This window comes from Aeromonas veronii (assembly GCA_041319085.1).
Lineage (GTDB): Bacteria > Pseudomonadota > Gammaproteobacteria > Enterobacterales > Aeromonadaceae > Aeromonas > Aeromonas veronii_F.
The window spans coordinates 1,797,347-1,815,136 of sequence record CP101033.1; the positions used below are offsets into that span (position 1 = coordinate 1,797,347).

The following is a 17,790-nucleotide window of genomic DNA, read 5'->3' on the forward strand; positions in this document are numbered from 1 at the left end:
TGTTTTCAGGAGAACAAGGCGATGAACGATCAGATAAAAGAGCGGCCGCCGCTGCAGGGCAAGGTTCTGCTGGAGCCGACCTTGACGGTGGCCAGTGACGAACGCCCGCCTGCGCCGGCCCAGCGGCTGGAGGAGGCGAGTTTCGAGCGCCTCGACGAGCTGGACGAGTTCACCGAGGTGGAGAGTGCCCTCGTCATCAAACCGCGCCGCCGCCATCGGCTGCTGGCTTGGGGGCTGGGGGCAGTCGGTCTGCTCTCGTTGGGCCAATATGGCGCCTTCCTTTACGAGCAATTTCTCACCACCCCGCTCTGGGGCAGCGCCTGGCTGGCGGCCTCGGCGCTGGTGGCGGCGGGGACTGCCAGCGTGGTGGGGCGCGAGTGGCTGCGGCTGCGCACCCTCAAGCGGCGTCAGGATGTGCGCTCGCGGGCCGAGGATCTGCTGGCCCATCAGGGAGTCGGCCAAGGGCAGGCCTTTTGCGAAGGGTTGGCAGCCAAAAGTGGCGACAAGGGGCGCGAGGGGTATCAAACCTGGCTGGCCCAGCTCGACGAGAGCCACAGCGATCGGGAGGTGCTGACCCTCTACAGTCAGCTGGTACTCGGCGAGCGCGACAAGCTGGCGCAGGCGCGGGTGGCCAAATGGTCGGGGGAGGCCGCGGTGCTGGTGGCCCTGAGCCCGCTCGCCACTGTCGACATGATGCTGATGTTGTGGCGCAACCTGCGGATGATCGAGGATATCGCCGATGTCTACGCCATCGAGCTCGGCTACTGGAGCCGCATTAGTCTCATCCGTCAGGTGTTTCGCAACATGCTCTACGCCGGCGCCACCGAGCTGGTGACCGAGGTGGGGATGGATCTGCTGGGTGCCGAGTTTGCCGCCAAGCTCTCTGCCCGCGCCGCACAGGGGGTGGGAGCCGGGCTGCTCACCGCTCGCCTTGGCCTGCGCACCATAGAGGCGTGCCGCCCGCTGCCCTGGTGTGCGGACGAAAAGCCGAAACTCGGCGAGCTGCGCAAGCGGCTGATCGGCCAGCTGGCGGGGTATCTCAACAAATCCTGAGCGCCACTGGCGACACCTTGCTGCGATGACCCATGCCCCTGTCGTGTTTGCCAAGCCGCAGGGGCATGGTTTTAATTGGCAGATCATTGACTTGGCATATAAAGCGTCCTTTGGCCAGGCGCCCGTTTACGGTTAAGCTGGCAGTCAATCGTATCAATCACACCAATCGTACTAATCGGCAAGGATGCCCGATGAACTTTACCTTCCGCCAGATCCGTTATTTTGTCGCTGTGGCCGACAGCTTTTCAGTGAGTCGCGCCGCCGCCGAGCTGCATATCTCCCAGTCGGCGGTCACCAGCGCCATTCGCGAGCTGGAGACCGAGCTGGGCGCCCCGCTGTTTGAGCGCAATCCGCGCGGCGTCACCCTCACCACTCAGGGGCACCAGTTTTTGCTCCACGCCCGGCGCATTCTCGGCGCCATGACCGAGGCGAGCCACTCCCTCAAAGCGGTGGCCCAGCAGGATCAGGGGCGGCTCACCATCGGTGTGACCACATTGGTGGCGGGTTACTACCTCTCAGAGGCGCTTGGCCGCTTTCGCCGCGCCTTTCCGGCGGTACAGATCGAGGTGAAGGAGGATGAACAGCCCTTCCTTGAGCACCAGATAGTCAACGGCGAGGTGGATGTGGGGATCCTGATGACCAACCGCACCATCCGGCAAGAGGCATTTGATACCGAGTTGCTGACCCGCTCGCCGCTGCGGCTCTGGCTGGCCGCCAACCACCCGCTCTGCGCCGAGTCGACCCTCTCCCTGACGGCGCTGGGGGAGGAGCCGATGATCTCGCTGACCGCCGATCAGCTCGATCAGATCATCGGTGGCGGCCTGCGCCGCTACGGCATCGCGCCGCGCATCGTGTTGCGTACCGCCTCGGTGGAAGCAGTGCGCAGCCTGGTCGCCAGCCAGCTCGGGGTTGCTCTGTTGCCCGATTTTGCCTATCGCCCCTGGTCGCTGGAGCAGGAGCGGGTCGAGGCGCGCACCATCAAGGAGCCCATTCCCGCCATCGATATCGGGCTGGTGTGGCGCCGTGGTTCACGGCTGGATTGGACGGCGCGGGAATTTATCGATATCGCGCGGGATCAGAGTCGGTTGCGGACCCGTCAGACGCTCCCTCGTTAGCCATCTCTTGCGGGGTTGCCACTAGAATTAAGATTCATCTGCACTCGATATCGATTTAGCTGATACCTAAGCCACCAAAAATTGAAATATTCATCGTATTGCCACTCCCCTAAGCTCATTGCTGGTTAACAGGATGTTAACGCCCTTGGCGGCGTTCCCTCACCTGATGCAAGTCAACACAATGCAAGGAGTGCATGATGAAATTGACCCCTCTGATGCTGGCTCTTGTCCCGGCGCTGCTGGCAGGCCAGACCCAGGCTGCCCCGACCGAGCTCGGCAAGGGTGAAGGCCAGCTCAATATCGTGGCCTGGGCTGGCTACGTCGAACGTGGCGAGACCGACAAGAACTACGACTGGGTGACCGGCTTCGAGAAAGAGACCGGCTGCAAGGTGAGCGTCAAGACGGCGGCCACCTCGGACGAGATGGTGGCGCTGATGAACGAGGGGGGCTTCGATCTGGTAACCGCCTCCGGCGATGCCAGTCTGCGTCTGATTGCCGGTGGCAAGGTGCAGGCGCTCAATCTGGCGCTCATTCCTAGTTACAGCAAGATTGATCCCCGGCTGCAAAATGCTCCCTGGCACACGGTGGACGGCAAACACTACGGCGTGCCCTACCAGTGGGGCGGCAATATCCTGATGTACAACACCAAGGTGTTCCCCAAGGCGCCGGACTCCTGGAACGTGGTGTTCGAGGAGCAGACCCTGGCGGATGGCAAGTCCAACAAGGGGCGGGTACAGGCCTTTGACGGCCCGATCCATATTGCAGACGCGGCTCTCTATCTGATGACCCATCAGCCCGCCCTTGGTATCAAGGATCCTTACGAGCTGAACGAGGATCAGTACAAGGCCTCCCTCGATCTGCTGCGCAAGCAGCGCCAGCTGGTGGGACGCTACTGGCATGATGCCTTCGTTCAAATCGATGACTTCAAGAATGAAGGGGTGGTAGCCTCCGGCTCCTGGCCGTTCCAGGCCAATACCCTGATTGCCGACAAGCAGCCCATCGCCACCACTGTGCCCAAGGAGGGCGTCACCGGTTGGGCCGATACCAGCATGGTGCATAGCGATGCCAAGAACCTCACCTGTGCTTACAAGTGGCTGGAGCACTCCCTGAACAACAAGTTGCAGGGGGATCTCGCCGCCTGGTTTGGCTCGGTGCCTGTGGTGCCTGCCGCCTGTGAGGGCAATGCCCTGCTGGGCCCGACCGGGTGCAAAACTAACGGTATCGACAACTTCGATCGGGTTCGCTTCTGGCGCACTCCGGTCTCCCAGTGCAAGAGCCAGGGAACCTGTGTGCCCTATTACCGCTGGGTCTCCGACTATATCGCCATTCTGGGCGGCCGCTAAGGCTACGAAGACCACATCTGGCGGGCCGGACAGGAGTCCGGCCCATCCCAGTACAGACAAGGACGCCCCATGAACGCCGTACAATTTGACCGGGTCAGCCGCCACTATGGCGAGGTGAAGGCGGTCGATGACATCTCTTTCCAGATCCCCTCCGGGGAGTTCTTTACCCTGCTGGGGCCGAGCGGTTCCGGCAAGACCACTTGCCTGCGGATGATCGCGGGCTTCGAGTATCCGAGCGAAGGCGAGATCCGCCTGTTTGGCGAACCCTGCTCCACCGTGCCGCCCTATGATCGCAACCTCAACACCGTGTTTCAGGACTATGCCCTGTTTCCCAACATGGATGTGCGCGACAACATCGGCTATGGCCTGATGCTCAAGGGCGTCGCCAAGGCACAGCGTTACCGCAAGGTGGACGAGATGCTGGAGCTGGTGCGACTGCCCGGGGTCGGCAAGCGCCGCCCAAGCCAGCTCTCCGGTGGTCAGCGCCAGCGCATCGCCATCGCCCGGGCCCTCATCAACCAGCCGCGCATCCTGCTGCTGGATGAGCCGCTGGGGGCCCTCGATCTCAAGTTGCGCGAGCAGATGCAGCTTGAGCTCAAGGCGCTGCAACGTCAGCTGGGCATCACCTTTATCTTCGTTACTCACGATCAGCAGGAGGCGCTCTCCATGAGCGACCGGATCTGCATCTTCAGTCAGGGCAAGATCGAGCAGATCGCCGCCCCCGATACCATCTACGATGCCCCGGCGACGCCGTTTGTGGCCCGCTTCGTCGGCACTGTCAATCTGTTCGAAGGGGATCAGGCAAGACGGCTGTGCGGCGACGGCAGCCAGATGATGGTGCGCCCGGAGCGGATCCGGCTCAGTGAGGCGGGAACCCCGGGCTGGTCGGGGGAGATCCGCGAGGTGGAGTATCTGGGTCCCTTTGTCCGTTATCGGGTTGATCTCGGGGAGCAGCTCGAGATCATCGTCAACCACCCCAATGAGGGTCAGGCCCGCCTGAGCCGTGGTACCCAGGTCAGCCTCAGCTGGCCGGAGCAGGCGATACATCGTTTGGCCGCCGCCCATCATGGGGCGCAGCCATGAGTGCCCCTCACAGTGCGAGTCTTGCCATGAACCATCAGCCCGAACCTGCCCGTTTCAGGCCGCTGCGGCGCCTCTCGACCCTGCTCTATGGCCGACCCGGCCTGTTGCTGGCGATCCTGTTGGGGCCGCCGCTGCTGTGGCTCGGCATCATCTATGTCGGCTCCTTGCTGATGCTGCTCTCCAACTCCCTGTTCGGGCTGGACGAGTTCAGCGGTCAGGTGCGCCACGAGCTGGGGCTACAAAATTTCGTTGCCCTGCTGCGGCCGGAGAATCTGGATGTGATCGGCCGCACCGTCGGCATGTCGCTGCTGGTGACCCTGGCCTGCGCCCTGCTCGGTTTTCCCGTTGCCTACTACATGGCGCGCTACACCAGTGGCAAGACCCGGGCGCTGTTCTATGTGGGGATCATGCTGCCGCTCTGGTCCAGCTATCTGGTGCGGGTCTATGCCTGGAAGCTGATTTTGGCCAAGGAGGGGGTGGTGAGCTGGCTGGCCGACAGCATGGGGCTGGAGTGGCTGCTCGATGCCATCCTCTCGCTGCCGGTCATCGGTGGCCCGTCGCTCTCCTTCTCGCGGCTCGGCACCTTTATCGTGTTCGTCTATGTCTGGCTGCCCTTCATGATCCTGCCCATTCAGGCGGCGGTGGAGCGTATTCCGCGCTCCTTGCTGGAGGCGAGCAGCGATCTGGGGGCGACCCCCGCCCAGACCTTTCGCAACCTGATCCTGCCGCTGGCGTTGCCCGGTGTGGTGGCGGGATCCATTTTCACCTTCTCGCTGACCCTAGGTGATTACATCATCCCCGGCATCATCGGCAACTCGACCATGTATATCGGTCAGGTGGTCTACATGCAGCAGGGAACGGCGGGCAATCTGCCCTTCGCCGCCGCCTTCTCGCTGGTGCCGATCCTTATCATCGCCATCTATCTGGCGATTGCGAAACGGTTAGGAGCCTTTGATGCGCTTTGATGCCCATATTGCACTCATCCATATGTCTCCTCGGGTGCCCTGCCTGATCATGGCTATCCCCTCGACGACCGTCAAAGGGCAGGGGGCTTTTGATGCGCTTTGACCCTATCGCTTTGAACCGGCAGCAAGGAGGTCGTCATGTCAGCTAGCTCAGTGATCAGTCAGGGAGAGCGCCCTTCGGGCCTGCTCAAGTACGCCGCCATCGGCGGACTCTTGTTCCTGCACTTTCCCATTCTGTTTATCTTCCTCTACGCCTTCACCAGCGAGAGCAAGAGTTACCAGTTTCCGCCCCCCGGACTCACCCTCAAGTGGTTCGAGGTGACCCTCAATCGCCCCGATGTGTGGCGTGCCATCCAGTTGTCGCTGGAGGTAGCGGGGCTGGCGACGCTGGCGGCCATGATCCTCGGCACCTTGGCGGCAGGGGCCATTGCCCGCAGCCGTTTCTTCGGTCAGGAGGTGGTGTCGCTCTTGTTGGTGCTGCCCATCGCGCTGCCCGGTATCGTCACCGGTATCGCGCTGCGCTCGGCCTACGGCTTGATGGAGATCCCGTTCAGCTTCTGGACCATCGTTATCGGCCACGCCACCTTCTGTGTGGTGGTGGTCTACAACAATGCGCTGGCCCGTTTTCGCCGCACCAACCAGAGCCTCATCGAGGCGTCGATGGATCTCGGTGCCGATGGCTTCCAGACCCTGCGCTACGTGATCCTGCCCAATCTGGCCACGGCGCTGCTGGCGGGGGGCATGCTGGCCTTTGCCCTGAGTTTTGACGAAGTGATCGTCACCACCTTCACGGCGGGCCAGCAGACCACGCTGCCCATCTGGATGTATCAGGAGCTGATCCGTCCCCGAGACAGGCCGGTCACCAACGTGGTGGCCCTCATCATAGTGGCCTTCACCACTATCCCCATTTTGCTTGCCTACTACCTTACTCGCGACACCCACGATGTCGCTGGCAGTGGCAAATGATGACTCAACGCGTGCGCAAGGATGCAACCATGAAACTCTCTACCCAACTCTTGATTGATGGCCAGTTTGTGACCGGTGAGGGGCAGGCCGAACCCATTCTCAACCCGGCCAACGGCGAGCAGATCGCCGCTGTGCCCGAAGCCTCGTTCGAACAGGTGAACCGTGCGGTGAACGGTGCCCAGCGCGCCTTCGCCCAGTGGAGCCGCACCACCCCGGCCCAGCGCAGCAATCTACTGTTGCGTCTGGCGGATCTCATCGAGCGCCACGCCGAGGAGTTTGCGGCGCTCGAATCCCTCAACTGCGGCAAACCCTATCTGGCGGTACTCAACGACGAGTTGCCCGCAGTGGTGGACTGCTTCCGCTTCTTTGCCGGGGCAGCCCGCTGCCTGCAAGGGCCGCTGGCGGGGGAGTACATCGAGGGGCATACCAGCATGATCCGCCGCGATCCCATCGGGGTAGTGGGCAGCATCGCCCCCTGGAACTACCCGCTGATGATGGCGGCCTGGAAGATAGCGCCGGTGCTGGCGGCGGGCAATACGGTGGTGCTCAAACCCTCCGAACAGACTCCGCTCACCGCTTTGCGTCTTGCCGAACTGGCCAGCGAGATCTTCCCGCGCGGCGTCATCAACGTCATCTGCGGGCGAGGCGAGAGTGTGGGGGCGCCGCTGGTGGAGCACCCGTTGGTGCGGATGGTGTCGCTCACCGGCGATATCGCCACCGGCCAGAAGATCCTGCAGAGCGCCGCCCGTACCATGAAGCGCACCCACCTTGAGCTGGGGGGCAAGGCGCCGGTGATCATCTTCGACGATGCGGATCTGGAGGCAGTGGTGGCGGGCATTCGTACCTTCGGTTTTTACAACGCCGGCCAGGATTGCACCGCCGCCTGCCGTATCTATGCCCAGGGCAAGATCTACGACAAGTTCGTCGCCGCCATGACCGATGCGGTGGCCTCCATCAAGGTGGGCAGCCAGTACGAGGAGGGGGTCGAGATGGGGCCGCTTATCTCGGACAGACAGCGCAACCGGGTCGCCAGCTTTGTCGAGCGGGCCCAGAGCAGCGGTCATGTGGAGGTGACTGCGGGGGGCAAGATCCGCCCCGGCAACGGCTTCTTCTTCGAGCCGACCCTGATTGTCGGAGCCCGTCAGGAGGATGAGATCGTGCGGCGCGAGGTGTTCGGTCCCGTGGTGTCGGTGACCCGTTTCAGCGACGCCGAGCAGGTGGTGCAGTGGGCCAATGACTCGGACTATGGTCTTGCCTCGTCGGTCTGGACCAAGGATTTGAGCCTCGCCAGCAAGGTGGCCAGCCACCTGCAATATGGCTGCACCTGGATCAACACCCACTTCATGCTCACCTCCGAGATGCCCCACGGTGGCATGAAGATGTCGGGTTACGGCAAGGATCTCTCCCTCTATGCGTTGGAGGATTACACGGTGCCGCGCCATATCATGGTCAAGCTGTAGTGGGGATTGGTTAGCGGGTTGTCACAATTTATTTACAACTGTTTCAGGCAGCCGACTCATGGGTCGGCTGCTTTTTTTGTTGCCATTTCGTTACAGTGAAGCCGTGATGAAACAGCAATGCGCCTGATGTGGCGCCAGAGGATGGAACCGCTATGGCAACCTTCTACACCGCCCACCAGCCGGATGCTGACGGGGTGATCCACTACAGCAACGAAGAGCACGGCACCTGGCAGATCCTGATCGAACGCCAGTTCGCCGCTCTCGATGGCAAGGGGTGTGACGAGTATCTGGCCGGTCTCGACAGGCTGGCGCTGCCCCGTGATCGCGTCCCCCAGCTGGCCGAGATCAACGCTGTCTTGCAGCCTGCGACCGGCTGGTCGGTGGCGGCAGTACCTGCACTTATCTCGTTCGATCGCTTCTTCGCCCTGCTGGCCAACCGCCAGTTTCCGGTAGCGACCTTTATCCGGCGCCGGGAGGAACTCGACTACCTGCAAGAGCCCGATATCTTTCACGAGATCTTCGGCCACTGCGCCATGCTGACCAATCCGGCCTTTGCTCACTTTACCCACCTCTACGGCCAGTTGGGGCAGCAGGCGAGCAAGGAGCAGCGGGTCTTTCTGGCGCGGCTCTACTGGTTCACCGTGGAGTTTGGTCTGTTGGCGACGCCGGACGGGCTGCGTATCTACGGCGGCGGCATTCTCTCCTCTATCGGCGAGACCGCCTATGCCCTCTGTGGCAAGCCGCTGTTGCAACCTTTCGATCTGTTGACCGTGCTGCGCACCCCGTATCGCATCGACATCATGCAGCCCACCTATTTTGTGCTGCCGAGTCTCGATCATCTCTACCAGCTGACCGGGGAGGAGATCATGGCTGCTCTGGCCGAGGCCAGTCGTCTTGGCCTCTATCCGCCGCGCTTTGAGGTCGCCGCCGGCAAGCAGGCGAGCTGACCAAAAGCAAACAACCCTATTTCATTTTCATTAATTTTTCATTAATTCAAGCAGGAGTCACCCATGTCCGAACTGGCCAGCCAGCAGTGTGAAGCGTGCCGCGCCGATGCCCCCAAGGTAAGCGATGAGGAGCTGCGCGAGCTGATGCAGCTTATTCCCGACTGGCAGCCGCTGGTGGAGGAGGGGGCGCTGCAACTGCGGCGGGAATTTACGTTTCGCAATTTCAAGGAGGCGCTGGCCTTTACCAACCGCCTGGGAGAGCTGGCGGAAGCGGAGTTCCATCATCCCGCCATCCTGACCGAGTGGGGTAAGGTAACTGTCAGCTGGTGGACCCACAAGATCGGCGGATTACACCGCAACGACTTCATTATGGCGGCGCGCACCGATCAGTTGCTCCGGTAATCGCACCCCACACCAGCGTCATCGGTTGACCCGGGCCTGCCTGCGAAAGCGGGGCGGGCCCGCATTTTTATGGGCTGGCGCTCGCACTGGGGGGATCGAGACTGTATTATCCGCTCATTCATAGAGTTAGCTAGGAAGTGTGTCCCGAATGCGTCTTGAAGTCAGCTGTGAAGACCGCCTGGGCCTGACCCGGGAACTGCTCGACCGCCTGGTGGAGCACAATATCGATCTGCGCGGCATCGAAATCGATACCTCAGGCATCATCTATCTCAACTTTCCCGAGCTGGAGTTCAGTGATTTTCAGCATTTGATGCCGGAGATCCGCCGCATTCCCGGCGTCTACGACGTCAAGACCATCCCCTACATGCCTTCCGAGCGGGAGCATCACGAGATCGAGGCGCTGCTCAAGGCGCTGCCGGATCTGGTTTTCTCTCTCGACAGCAAGGGCAAGGTGACCCAGGCCAACCAGTCGGCCCTCACCACACTCGGCTTGCCGGTGGAGGAGGTGCGCGGCGTGGCGCTCGGTTCGCTGGTCAAGGGCTTCTCCTTCACTCGCTGGCTGGAGGCGAGCGAGATCAAGCCGCAGACCTGCAAGCTCAGTTTCAATGGCGAAGAGTATCTCGCTGACCTGATGCCGCTGTTCGTGGCGGAAGCCCGTGGCAAGCAGGCGCTGGCCGGGGCCGTGGTGGTGCTCAAATCTGCCCGTCGGGTCGGCCTGCACTTCAGCGCGCTTCATGCGGTGGAAGTGGGGGGCTTCGAGCATCTGCAGGCCGAGAGTCCCAAGATGAAAGAGGTGCTGTCGCAAGCGCGTAAACTGGCGATGCAGGACGCGCCGCTGCTGATCGTCGGTGAGACCGGTACCGGCAAGGAGCTGCTGGCCCGCGCCTGTCACGGTGCCAGCCTGCGCTCCAGCCACCCCTTTATGGCCCTCAACTGCGCTGCCATGCCAGATAACGTGGCCGAGAGCGAGCTGTTTGGTTATGCCCCCGGCGCCTTTGGCAACAACACCGAGGGCAAGCGCGGCGTGCTGGAGCTGGCGAGCGGCGGCACCCTGATGCTGGACGAGATTGGCGACATGTCTCCCCATCTGCAGACCAAGTTTTTGCGGGTGTTGCAGGATGGGGTGTTCCGCCGGGTCGGTGACGAGCAGGAGGTGAAGGTCAACGTGCGTTTCATCTGCACCACCCAGAAGCAGTTGCTGGATCTGGTGCACGAAGGAACCTTCCGCGAGGATCTCTACTACCGCCTCAACGTGCTCAGTCTGGCGCTGCCCCCCCTGCGCGAGCGCAAAGCGGACATCATGGTGCTGGCCCAGCAGTTTGTCTCTCGCTTTGCCAGCGAGTTGCAGCGACCCCGTCCGCGCTTTACCCGCAACATGGCCGACTACCTGACCGCCTACCGCTGGCCGGGCAACGTGCGTCAGCTGCGCAACTGTCTCTACCGCGCCATGACCCTGCTGGAAGGGGATGAACTGGGGCCCGAGCAGATCGACCTGCCGGTGGCGGCCGATACCGCGCCGCTGATCGACGAGTGGTTCGAAGGGGATCTGGACGATGCGGTGAAGCGCTTTGAAAGCCAACTGCTGGCCCGGCTCTATCCCACCTTCCCGTCGACGCGCCAGCTGGCTAAACGGTTGGGGGTGTCGCACACCGCCATCGCCAACAAGCTGCGGGAATACGGCATCAGCAAGAAGTGAGCGCCGCCTTGATGCCTGCCACCACAGAGTCTGTGACCAGACGGGCGCTCAGTTTTCTTTACCTGGCGCCTGGCCATGAGAGAGGTGGCGCGTTGTCAGCGCCGCATCAACCAGCTTACTATCCGCGTTCATGTTTTCGAACCGCAGTCCCACTGCTGCGGTGTTGTCAAGGTGGCCAATTCCGCTTCATGCTATTACTCGTTTCCCCCCGTTTCACTGCTCGTCTGGCGCTCTTGTTGTTAGTGTTTGGCCTGCCGTTGCCCCGCGCGCTGGCAGAAACGGCCGTGGAGAGCCGGGCGATGGCCGTCAGGGAGCTGGTGCTCGATATCATGAGCTACACCCGCTGGCCCACCGAGCCTAGGGTGCTGCGTATGTGCGTGGCGGCACCGACCGAATATGCCGGCGCTCTCTTTACCATCGATCGTCAGGCCAATGGCCGCACCGTTCAGGTTAATCGTTACGAGGCGAGTGACCCGGCTATCAGCGATCACTGCGATGTACTCTATCTGGGCGTACTCGACGAGCCGACCCGGATTGCGCTGTTTGCCCGCCTGCAGGGCCACCCGGTGCTCAGCATCAGCGAATACAACCACGACTGCTCCACCAGCTCGGTGTTCTGTCTGCAGACCTCACCGCAGAGCGTGCGGGTGCGTTTTAACGTGAACCTCGATGCCTTGGCCCTGAGCGGCGTGCGGGTGCATCCCGCCGTGCTCAAGCTGGCCCATGCCGATAAGGGGACGCCATGAGACGACAGGTGAGTGCGGCTGCCCGCCGTCTGACCCTGCGTCAGAGTCTGGGGCGAACCCATCTGGTGGCCGCCATCACAGCCGTCAGCGTGGCGGGACTCTTTTTTACCCTGGTTGCCCTGCTGGTGGTGCGTTTTTACGCTGACCACAATCTGGAGCTGGTGGCACGCGCCATCAGCTACAGCGCCGAGGCGGCGGTGGTGTTCCACGATGAGGAGGCGGCGAACGAGGCGCTCGGCGGAATTGTCGCCCATGAAGAGGTGGCCGAAGCCAGAATCGTGCTGACCAATGGAGAGTCACTCGCCAACTGGGTGCACCCCAGAAGCAACCCGCTGGTGACGCTGGAGGACTATCTGGCCCAACTGCTGATGCCGGGGCCCCTCAAGCTCCCCATGCTGCGGGGGGGCGAGCAGATCGCCACCATTGTGCTGCGTGGCCACGGCGAATACCTGTTGCTGTTTTTGCTCTCGGCGCTGCTGGTGATGGTGGTCTGTCTGGTAGTGAGTGCCCTGGTGGCACTCTATGTGGCTGATCGGATGCAGGTCTCCATTACGTCGCCGCTGCGCAAGTTGGCACTGGTCGCCCATTCGGTACGCTGTCAACGTACCCTGGGGATGCGGGCGCCCCCGGCCGATATCCTCGAACTCAACGAGCTGGGAGATGACTTCAACTCGCTGCTGGATGAGCTACAGGCCTGGCAGGCCCAGCAGGCCCGCGAAAATGCCAGCCTGCTCCATCAGGCGACCCACGATGCCCTCACCGGGCTGCCCAATCGCGCCCTGTTTGAAGCACGGCTCGCGCAGGCCATCTCCCTCGGCGGGCAAGAGGGGTTTGCGCTGCTTTATCTCGACTGCGATCGTTTCAAACAGATTAATGACACCCTGGGGCACAACGCCGGTGACGATGTGCTGATCGCGCTCTCAAGACGGATGCAACATCAACTGCGCCCGGACGATCTGGTTTTTCGCCTCGGTGGTGACGAGTTTGCGGTACTGGTTGGCCAGCTCCAGCGGCAGCATGAGGTGGAAGAGGTGATTGGCCGCATCCAGCAGGCGATGAGTGAACCGGTGGCGCTGCGTGATGGTCATCAGCTGGTGGCCGGGGTGAGTATCGGCTTTGCTGTCTATCAGGCTGGCATGAGTGCCAGCGTGCTGTGTGCTAAGGCCGATGCAGCCATGTATCTGGCGAAACGGGCGCGCCGCAGTGGACAGCAAACCATCGCATAACTGGCAAGAATAACAACATATACCAGGAGTAAACCATGAAGATCGCCCACCTGTTGAACGTGACCCTGCTGGGGTTGATGTTATCGCTGCTGGCTGGTTGCCAGAGCGCGCCCAAGGGATTGACCCCGGAGCAGATCGCCATGCTCAAGGAGCAGGGCTTTTATCTGACCGATGAGGGGTGGACGCTGGATTTGGCCAACCGGGTGCTGTTTGCTAACAATGTGGGGGCGCTCAATCCCCAGACTCGCCAATCCGTTGAAAAGCTGGGCAAGACTCTGCTGGGCGTAGGGCTGGACAAGGCGCGGGTGGATGGTCACTCCGACAATACCGGCGAGAGTAGCTACAACCAGCAGCTCTCCCTGACGCGGGCCCGGTCGGTGGCCGATGTGCTGGTCTCGGTCGGTATGAAGCCAGCCAATCTGGAGATCCATGGCCGTGGCGAGACCATGCCGCTGGCGGATAACAAGACCAGAGAGGGTCGGGCCGCCAACCGCCGGGTCGCCATCGTCATCAGCGCTCAATAACCCGTCTCATCGTTTCGTCATCCATAGAAAGAGCGCCATCAGGCGCTCTTTTTGCTCACGACAGCTGGGGTCGCGGGGCATGTGGTGCAGGATTACTGTGCGCTATTCTGCCCGTTATTGTCGTGATGGCTGCGCAGGCGGATGTTGATCATCTCCACCGTTAGCGAGAAGGCCATGGCGAAGTAGATGTAACCCTTCGGAATGTGCAGATCCATCCCCTCGGCCATCAGGGCAAAACCCACCAGCGTGAGGAAGGAGAGGGCCAGCATCTTGATGGTGGGGTGGGCATCGACGAAATCACCGATGGATTTGGCGGCGAACATCATGATGAAGACGGCGATCATGATGGCCAGCACCATCACCGGCACGTGATCGGCCATGCCGACCGCGGTGATCACCGAGTCGAGGCTGAACACGATGTCCAGAATGGCGATCTGGATCAGGGTGCTGATAAAGCCAGAGGCCGCTTTGCTGACGCTCTCCGGCTCGGCCGCGCCTTCCAGGGTGACGTGGATCTCGTGGGCACTCTTGCCGATCAGGAACAGGCCCCCCAGCAGCAGGATCAGGTCGCGGCCGGAGATGGCTTCACCCAGCACGGTGAAGAGCGGATCGGTGAGGCGCATCACCCAGGCCAGCGAGAGCAGCAGCAGGATCCGGGTCCCCATGGCGAGCCCCAGACCCAGAATGCGCGCTTTCTGACGCTGCGCCTCCGGCAGGCGACCGACCAGGATAGAGATAAAGATGATGTTGTCGATACCCAGCACGATCTCGAGCAGGGTAAGGGTGGCGAGGGCGACCCAGGCAGAGGGATCAAGGACCCATTCCAGCATGATTGAACCTTTGTTGAAAATTGGTTTAAAAATTGAAGCAGCGCATTCTAGCAGGGGCGCTACTGCTTGTCCCAGAGGGGGGAAAAGATAAAAATGGTGGCCATCGCAAGGGAGGCAGGCATGTTTCGATTAGGGTTCATCATCAATCCGGTCGCCGGGATTGGCGGCGCTGTGGGGCTCAAGGGCAGTGACGGTGTGGTGGCCGAGGCGCTGGCCCGTGGTGCTGAGCCCAAGGCGCAGGAGCGAGCGCGGCAAGCCTTGTTGCCACTGTGCGAGTTGACGGCACCGTTCGAGCTGCTGACGGTGGCGGGAGAGATGGGGGAGACGGTGGCCCGATCTCTGGGACTGCCCTGTCGCGTTATCTATCAACCGGCCGGGGAGAGTACCTCGGCCGATGATACCCGCCACGCCGCCGAGCTGATGCGCGAAGCCGGGGTTGATCTGCTGCTGTTTGCCGGTGGCGATGGCACGGCGCGCGATATCTGTGCCGCGGTGGGGGAGTCCTGCCATGTGCTCGGCATTCCGGCGGGGTGCAAGATCCACTCCGGCGTCTACGGAGTGACCCCCGCCGCCAGCGGGCGGGTGGTGGCGCGGATGATCGCCGGTGAACTGCTCAGCCTGATCGACGCAGAAGTACGCGACATCGACGAGGAGGCGTTCCGGGCGGGCAAGGTGCGGGCCCGCCACTACGGCCAGTTGAAGGTGCCCGGCGATCTGCGTTATGTGCAGGCGGTCAAACAGGGGGGCAAGGAGTCCGAAGAGTTGGTGCTGGCCGATCTCGCCGCCGATGTGGTGGAGCAGATGGAGCCAGATACTCTCTATCTGATGGGCTCCGGCAGCACAGTGGCGGCCTGCATGGCAGAGCTGGGTCTGGAAAATACCTTGCTCGGTGTGGATCTGGTGGAAAATGGCCGACTTATCGGGCAGGATCTCAGCGCCGCCGAGATCCTGACCCGGATCCGCGGCCGTCGCTGCCGACTGATCATGACCCTGATAGGCGGACAGGGACATCTGTTCGGGCGCGGAAATCAGCAATTGAGTCCCGAGGTAATTCGGAGTGTCGGGCTGGAGCATATCCAGGTGCTGGCAACCAAAGCCAAGCTGGCCGCGCTCGCGGGCAGGCCGCTTTTGGTGGACACCGATGATCCGCAATTAAACCGGGCGTTGCGTGGTTATCTGCGAATAACCACGGGATACAAGGATCAGGTCATCTACCCGGTGGCCAACCCGGAATAGGACGCCAAGGACGCTGCTGGCCTGTCGCCAGAGCGCTGCAATCTTCCATACCCCCGAATTTTTTGCCGCAAATGAGGCTGCGTTACATGACGATTCACGATTTTGAGCACAAGTTGTTGGGACTGATCGACAGCATGGTTGCCACCGCGACCGATGATGAGCTGTTTGCGGGGGGTTACCTGCGAGGTCATATCTCATTAGCCGTTGCCCGGGCCGAGCTGGAAGGCAAGACCCTGGTGCGGGACGTCAAGAGCTATGTGTTGCGCAGCCTCAACGAGGCGATTTTGCAAGGTGAGCTCTCCGAAGAGGATGAGAAACTGGTGCAGGCGATGTGGATTCGTTTGCAGCAAGACGCAGAAGCTTGATCGGATACACAATTCAAACTGAAGTTTGAGTTTATTCTTCCCTGAAGTTAGTGAAAGGTTAATAATAAGTTTCGCCTTTTGTTTCAGGGATTAAACTATGGCCTCCTCCTCACGCATTGCCAATAAACTGCCGCTCGAGATGCTCTATCACTGGGAGCGGCAGTGTCCTGATCGAACCTACCTGCGTCAAACCATCAACCGTGAATATGTCGACTTTACCTGGGGTGAAGTAGCCGATGAAGCGCGGCGGATGGTGACGGCCTTGCGTCACCTCGGGCTGGTGGCGGGTGACAAGGTGGCACTGCTCTCCAAGAACTGCGCCCAGTGGTTTATAGCCGATCTGGCGATGCAGATGGGGCAGTTTGTGAGCGTGCCCATCTATCCGACTGCCAACGTCGACACCATCGAATATGTGCTGCGCCACAGCGAGGTCAAGGCGATCTTCGTTGGCAAGCTGGATGACTGGAAGAGTCAGGAAGCTGGCGTGCCCGCCGATCTACTGCGCATTGCCTTCCCCTATGACACCATGCCGGCCAGCTACCAGTGGGACGACCTGCTGGAAGCGCACGAGCCGATCCCTGACAGCCCGGTGCAGGCGCCTGACTCCCTGTTGAGTCTGGTCTACACCTCCGGCAGTACCGGTAAGCCGAAAGGGGCCATGCTGAGCGTCGAGCGTTACGCCTGGTCGTGCGAGAAGCTGGTGGAGACGGTGGGCTTGAGCCAGGCTGATCGGGGCTTCTCCTATCTGCCGCTGGCCCATATTACCGAGCGGGTCTACATCTACGGCGGCAGTCTCTATGGTGGCGCTACTATCGCGTTCCCCGAATCCCTCGACACCTTTATCGAGGACGTCAAACGCTGCCGTCCCACCGTCTTTATCTCGGTGCCGCGGCTGTGGGCCATGTTCCGCATCAAGATCCACGAGAAGCTGCCCCAGAAGAAACTGGAGTTGCTGCTCAAGATCCCGCTTATCTCCGGCCTTATCAAACGCAAGTTGCAAAAGGGGCTGGGGCTGGATCAGGCCCGGGTACTTGGCTGCGGCTCCGCGCCTGTCTCCCCTGCGCTGCTTGAGTGGTATCTGAGCATCGGCCTCAAGGTAACCGAAGCTTGGGGCATGACCGAGAACCACGCCTACTCCACCATCAACTACCCGTTCCGCGCCGACAAGATTGGCACCGTCGGCAAGGCGGGGATCGGGGTGACCATCAAGATCTCCGACGAGGGGGAGATCCTCTGCCGCTGCGAAGGGATGATGCTGGGTTACTACAAGGATCCCGAGCACAGCGCCGAGGCCATCGATGCCGAGGGGTGGTTGCACACCGGCGACATGGGCAAGCTGGACCGGGAGGGTTACCTCACCATCACCGGCCGGATGAAGGATGTGTTCAAGACCGCCAAGGGCAAGTATGTGGCGCCGGTGCCTATTGAGGGGCTACTGGGGCAGGAACCCATCATCGAACAGCTTTGCGTAATTGGTTACGGCATGCCCCAGCCCATTGCGCTGGTACAGCTGGCCGAGAGCGCCATGAAGGGCAATCGGGAGGAGGTCAACGCCAGACTGGAAGCGGCGCGGGTGCGGGTCAACGATCAGCTGGAGTCCCATGCCAAAATTCGCGGTATTCTGGTGGTGAAGACCCCCTGGAATATCGAAAACGGCGTGCTGACCCCCACCATGAAGATCAAGCGTCACCTGCTGGAGCAAAAGTATGCCCATGTCGGGGATCGCTGGCCCTCATCCCAAGTGGTGGTGTGGGAGGAGTAACTCCCGCATTTTCCACAGCGCGACAAACAACAACGGCCCTTGATGGGCCGTTGTTGTGTTTGGGGGTTATT

Annotated in this window: 17 protein-coding genes; 16 read left to right on the top strand and 1 reads right to left on the bottom strand. The window is 61.5% G+C overall.

Annotated elements, in window-relative coordinates:
* Positions 1-21 precede the first annotated feature (21 nt).
* From NMD14_08635 to NMD14_08695, 13 genes are all read left to right on the top strand, one after another.
* Complete coding sequence (locus NMD14_08635) at positions 22-1,053, top strand: YcjF family protein (protein XEI34430.1); 1,032 nt, start codon at positions 22-24, stop codon at positions 1,051-1,053.
* A gap of 191 nt (positions 1,054-1,244) precedes the next feature.
* Complete coding sequence (locus tag NMD14_08640) at positions 1,245-2,168, top strand: LysR family transcriptional regulator (GenBank protein ID XEI34431.1); 924 nt, start codon at positions 1,245-1,247, stop codon at positions 2,166-2,168.
* Between the two features lie 197 nt (positions 2,169-2,365).
* Positions 2,366-3,511 (top strand): ABC transporter substrate-binding protein, encoded by a 1,146-nt coding sequence (locus NMD14_08645; GenBank protein XEI34432.1) that lies wholly within the window; start codon positions 2,366-2,368, stop codon positions 3,509-3,511.
* Between the two features lie 69 nt (positions 3,512-3,580).
* Positions 3,581-4,594, top strand: a complete 1,014-nt coding sequence (locus NMD14_08650) for an ABC transporter ATP-binding protein (GenBank protein XEI34433.1) — start codon at positions 3,581-3,583, stop codon at positions 4,592-4,594.
* The gene (locus NMD14_08655) at positions 4,591-5,559 is read left to right on the top strand and encodes an ABC transporter permease (GenBank protein ID XEI34434.1); all 969 of its coding nucleotides are present in this window, start codon (positions 4,591-4,593) and stop codon (positions 5,557-5,559) included. The genes NMD14_08650 and NMD14_08655 overlap by 4 nt, the downstream gene beginning before the upstream one ends.
* Before the next feature lie 138 nt (positions 5,560-5,697).
* A complete protein-coding gene (locus tag NMD14_08660) occupies positions 5,698-6,525 on the top strand; it encodes an ABC transporter permease (GenBank protein XEI34435.1) in 828 nt (275 codons plus the stop codon).
* 29 nt (positions 6,526-6,554) lie between these two features.
* Positions 6,555-7,985, top strand: coding sequence for a gamma-aminobutyraldehyde dehydrogenase (locus tag NMD14_08665; GenBank protein XEI34436.1), 1,431 nt, complete (start codon positions 6,555-6,557; stop codon positions 7,983-7,985).
* A 152-nt stretch (positions 7,986-8,137) separates the two neighbouring features.
* Positions 8,138-8,932 carry a phenylalanine 4-monooxygenase gene (gene phhA / locus NMD14_08670; protein XEI34437.1) on the top strand — a complete coding sequence of 265 codons (795 nt, stop codon included), beginning with the start codon at positions 8,138-8,140 and terminating at the stop codon, positions 8,930-8,932.
* A gap of 63 nt (positions 8,933-8,995) precedes the next feature.
* Positions 8,996-9,334 (top strand): 4a-hydroxytetrahydrobiopterin dehydratase, encoded by a 339-nt coding sequence (locus NMD14_08675; GenBank protein ID XEI34438.1) that lies wholly within the window; start codon positions 8,996-8,998, stop codon positions 9,332-9,334.
* Positions 9,335-9,482: 148 nt separating this feature from the next.
* The gene (gene tyrR / locus NMD14_08680; GenBank protein ID XEI34439.1) at positions 9,483-11,030 is read left to right on the top strand and encodes a transcriptional regulator TyrR; all 1,548 of its coding nucleotides are present in this window, start codon (positions 9,483-9,485) and stop codon (positions 11,028-11,030) included.
* Positions 11,031-11,218: 188 nt separating this feature from the next.
* On the top strand, positions 11,219-11,776 hold the full coding sequence (locus NMD14_08685; GenBank protein XEI34440.1) for a YfiR family protein: 558 nt from the start codon (positions 11,219-11,221) through the stop codon (positions 11,774-11,776).
* Entirely contained in the window at positions 11,773-13,002 is a 1,230-nt protein-coding gene (locus NMD14_08690) for a diguanylate cyclase (GenBank protein XEI34441.1), read from the top strand. Before NMD14_08685 ends, NMD14_08690 begins: the two co-directional genes overlap by 4 nt.
* 35 nt (positions 13,003-13,037) lie before the next feature.
* Positions 13,038-13,526 carry an OmpA family protein gene (locus tag NMD14_08695; GenBank protein XEI34442.1) on the top strand — a complete coding sequence of 163 codons (489 nt, stop codon included), beginning with the start codon at positions 13,038-13,040 and terminating at the stop codon, positions 13,524-13,526.
* Positions 13,527-13,618: 92 nt separating this feature from the next.
* Here NMD14_08695 and NMD14_08700 read toward each other — a convergent pair whose 3' ends face one another.
* The gene (locus NMD14_08700) at positions 13,619-14,356 is read right to left on the bottom strand and encodes a TerC family protein (GenBank protein ID XEI34443.1); all 738 of its coding nucleotides are present in this window, start codon (positions 14,354-14,356) and stop codon (positions 13,619-13,621) included.
* A gap of 120 nt (positions 14,357-14,476) precedes the next feature.
* Between NMD14_08700 and NMD14_08705 the strand changes: the two genes are divergently transcribed.
* From NMD14_08705 to NMD14_08715, 3 genes are all read left to right on the top strand, one after another.
* Positions 14,477-15,592, top strand: a complete 1,116-nt coding sequence (locus tag NMD14_08705) for an ATP-NAD kinase family protein (protein ID XEI34444.1) — start codon at positions 14,477-14,479, stop codon at positions 15,590-15,592.
* Positions 15,593-15,678: 86 nt separating this feature from the next.
* On the top strand, positions 15,679-15,957 hold the full coding sequence (locus NMD14_08710; protein ID XEI34445.1) for a YfcL family protein: 279 nt from the start codon (positions 15,679-15,681) through the stop codon (positions 15,955-15,957).
* 97 nt (positions 15,958-16,054) lie between these two features.
* Entirely contained in the window at positions 16,055-17,719 is a 1,665-nt protein-coding gene (locus NMD14_08715; protein ID XEI34446.1) for an AMP-binding protein, read from the top strand.
* Positions 17,720-17,790 lie beyond the last annotated feature (71 nt).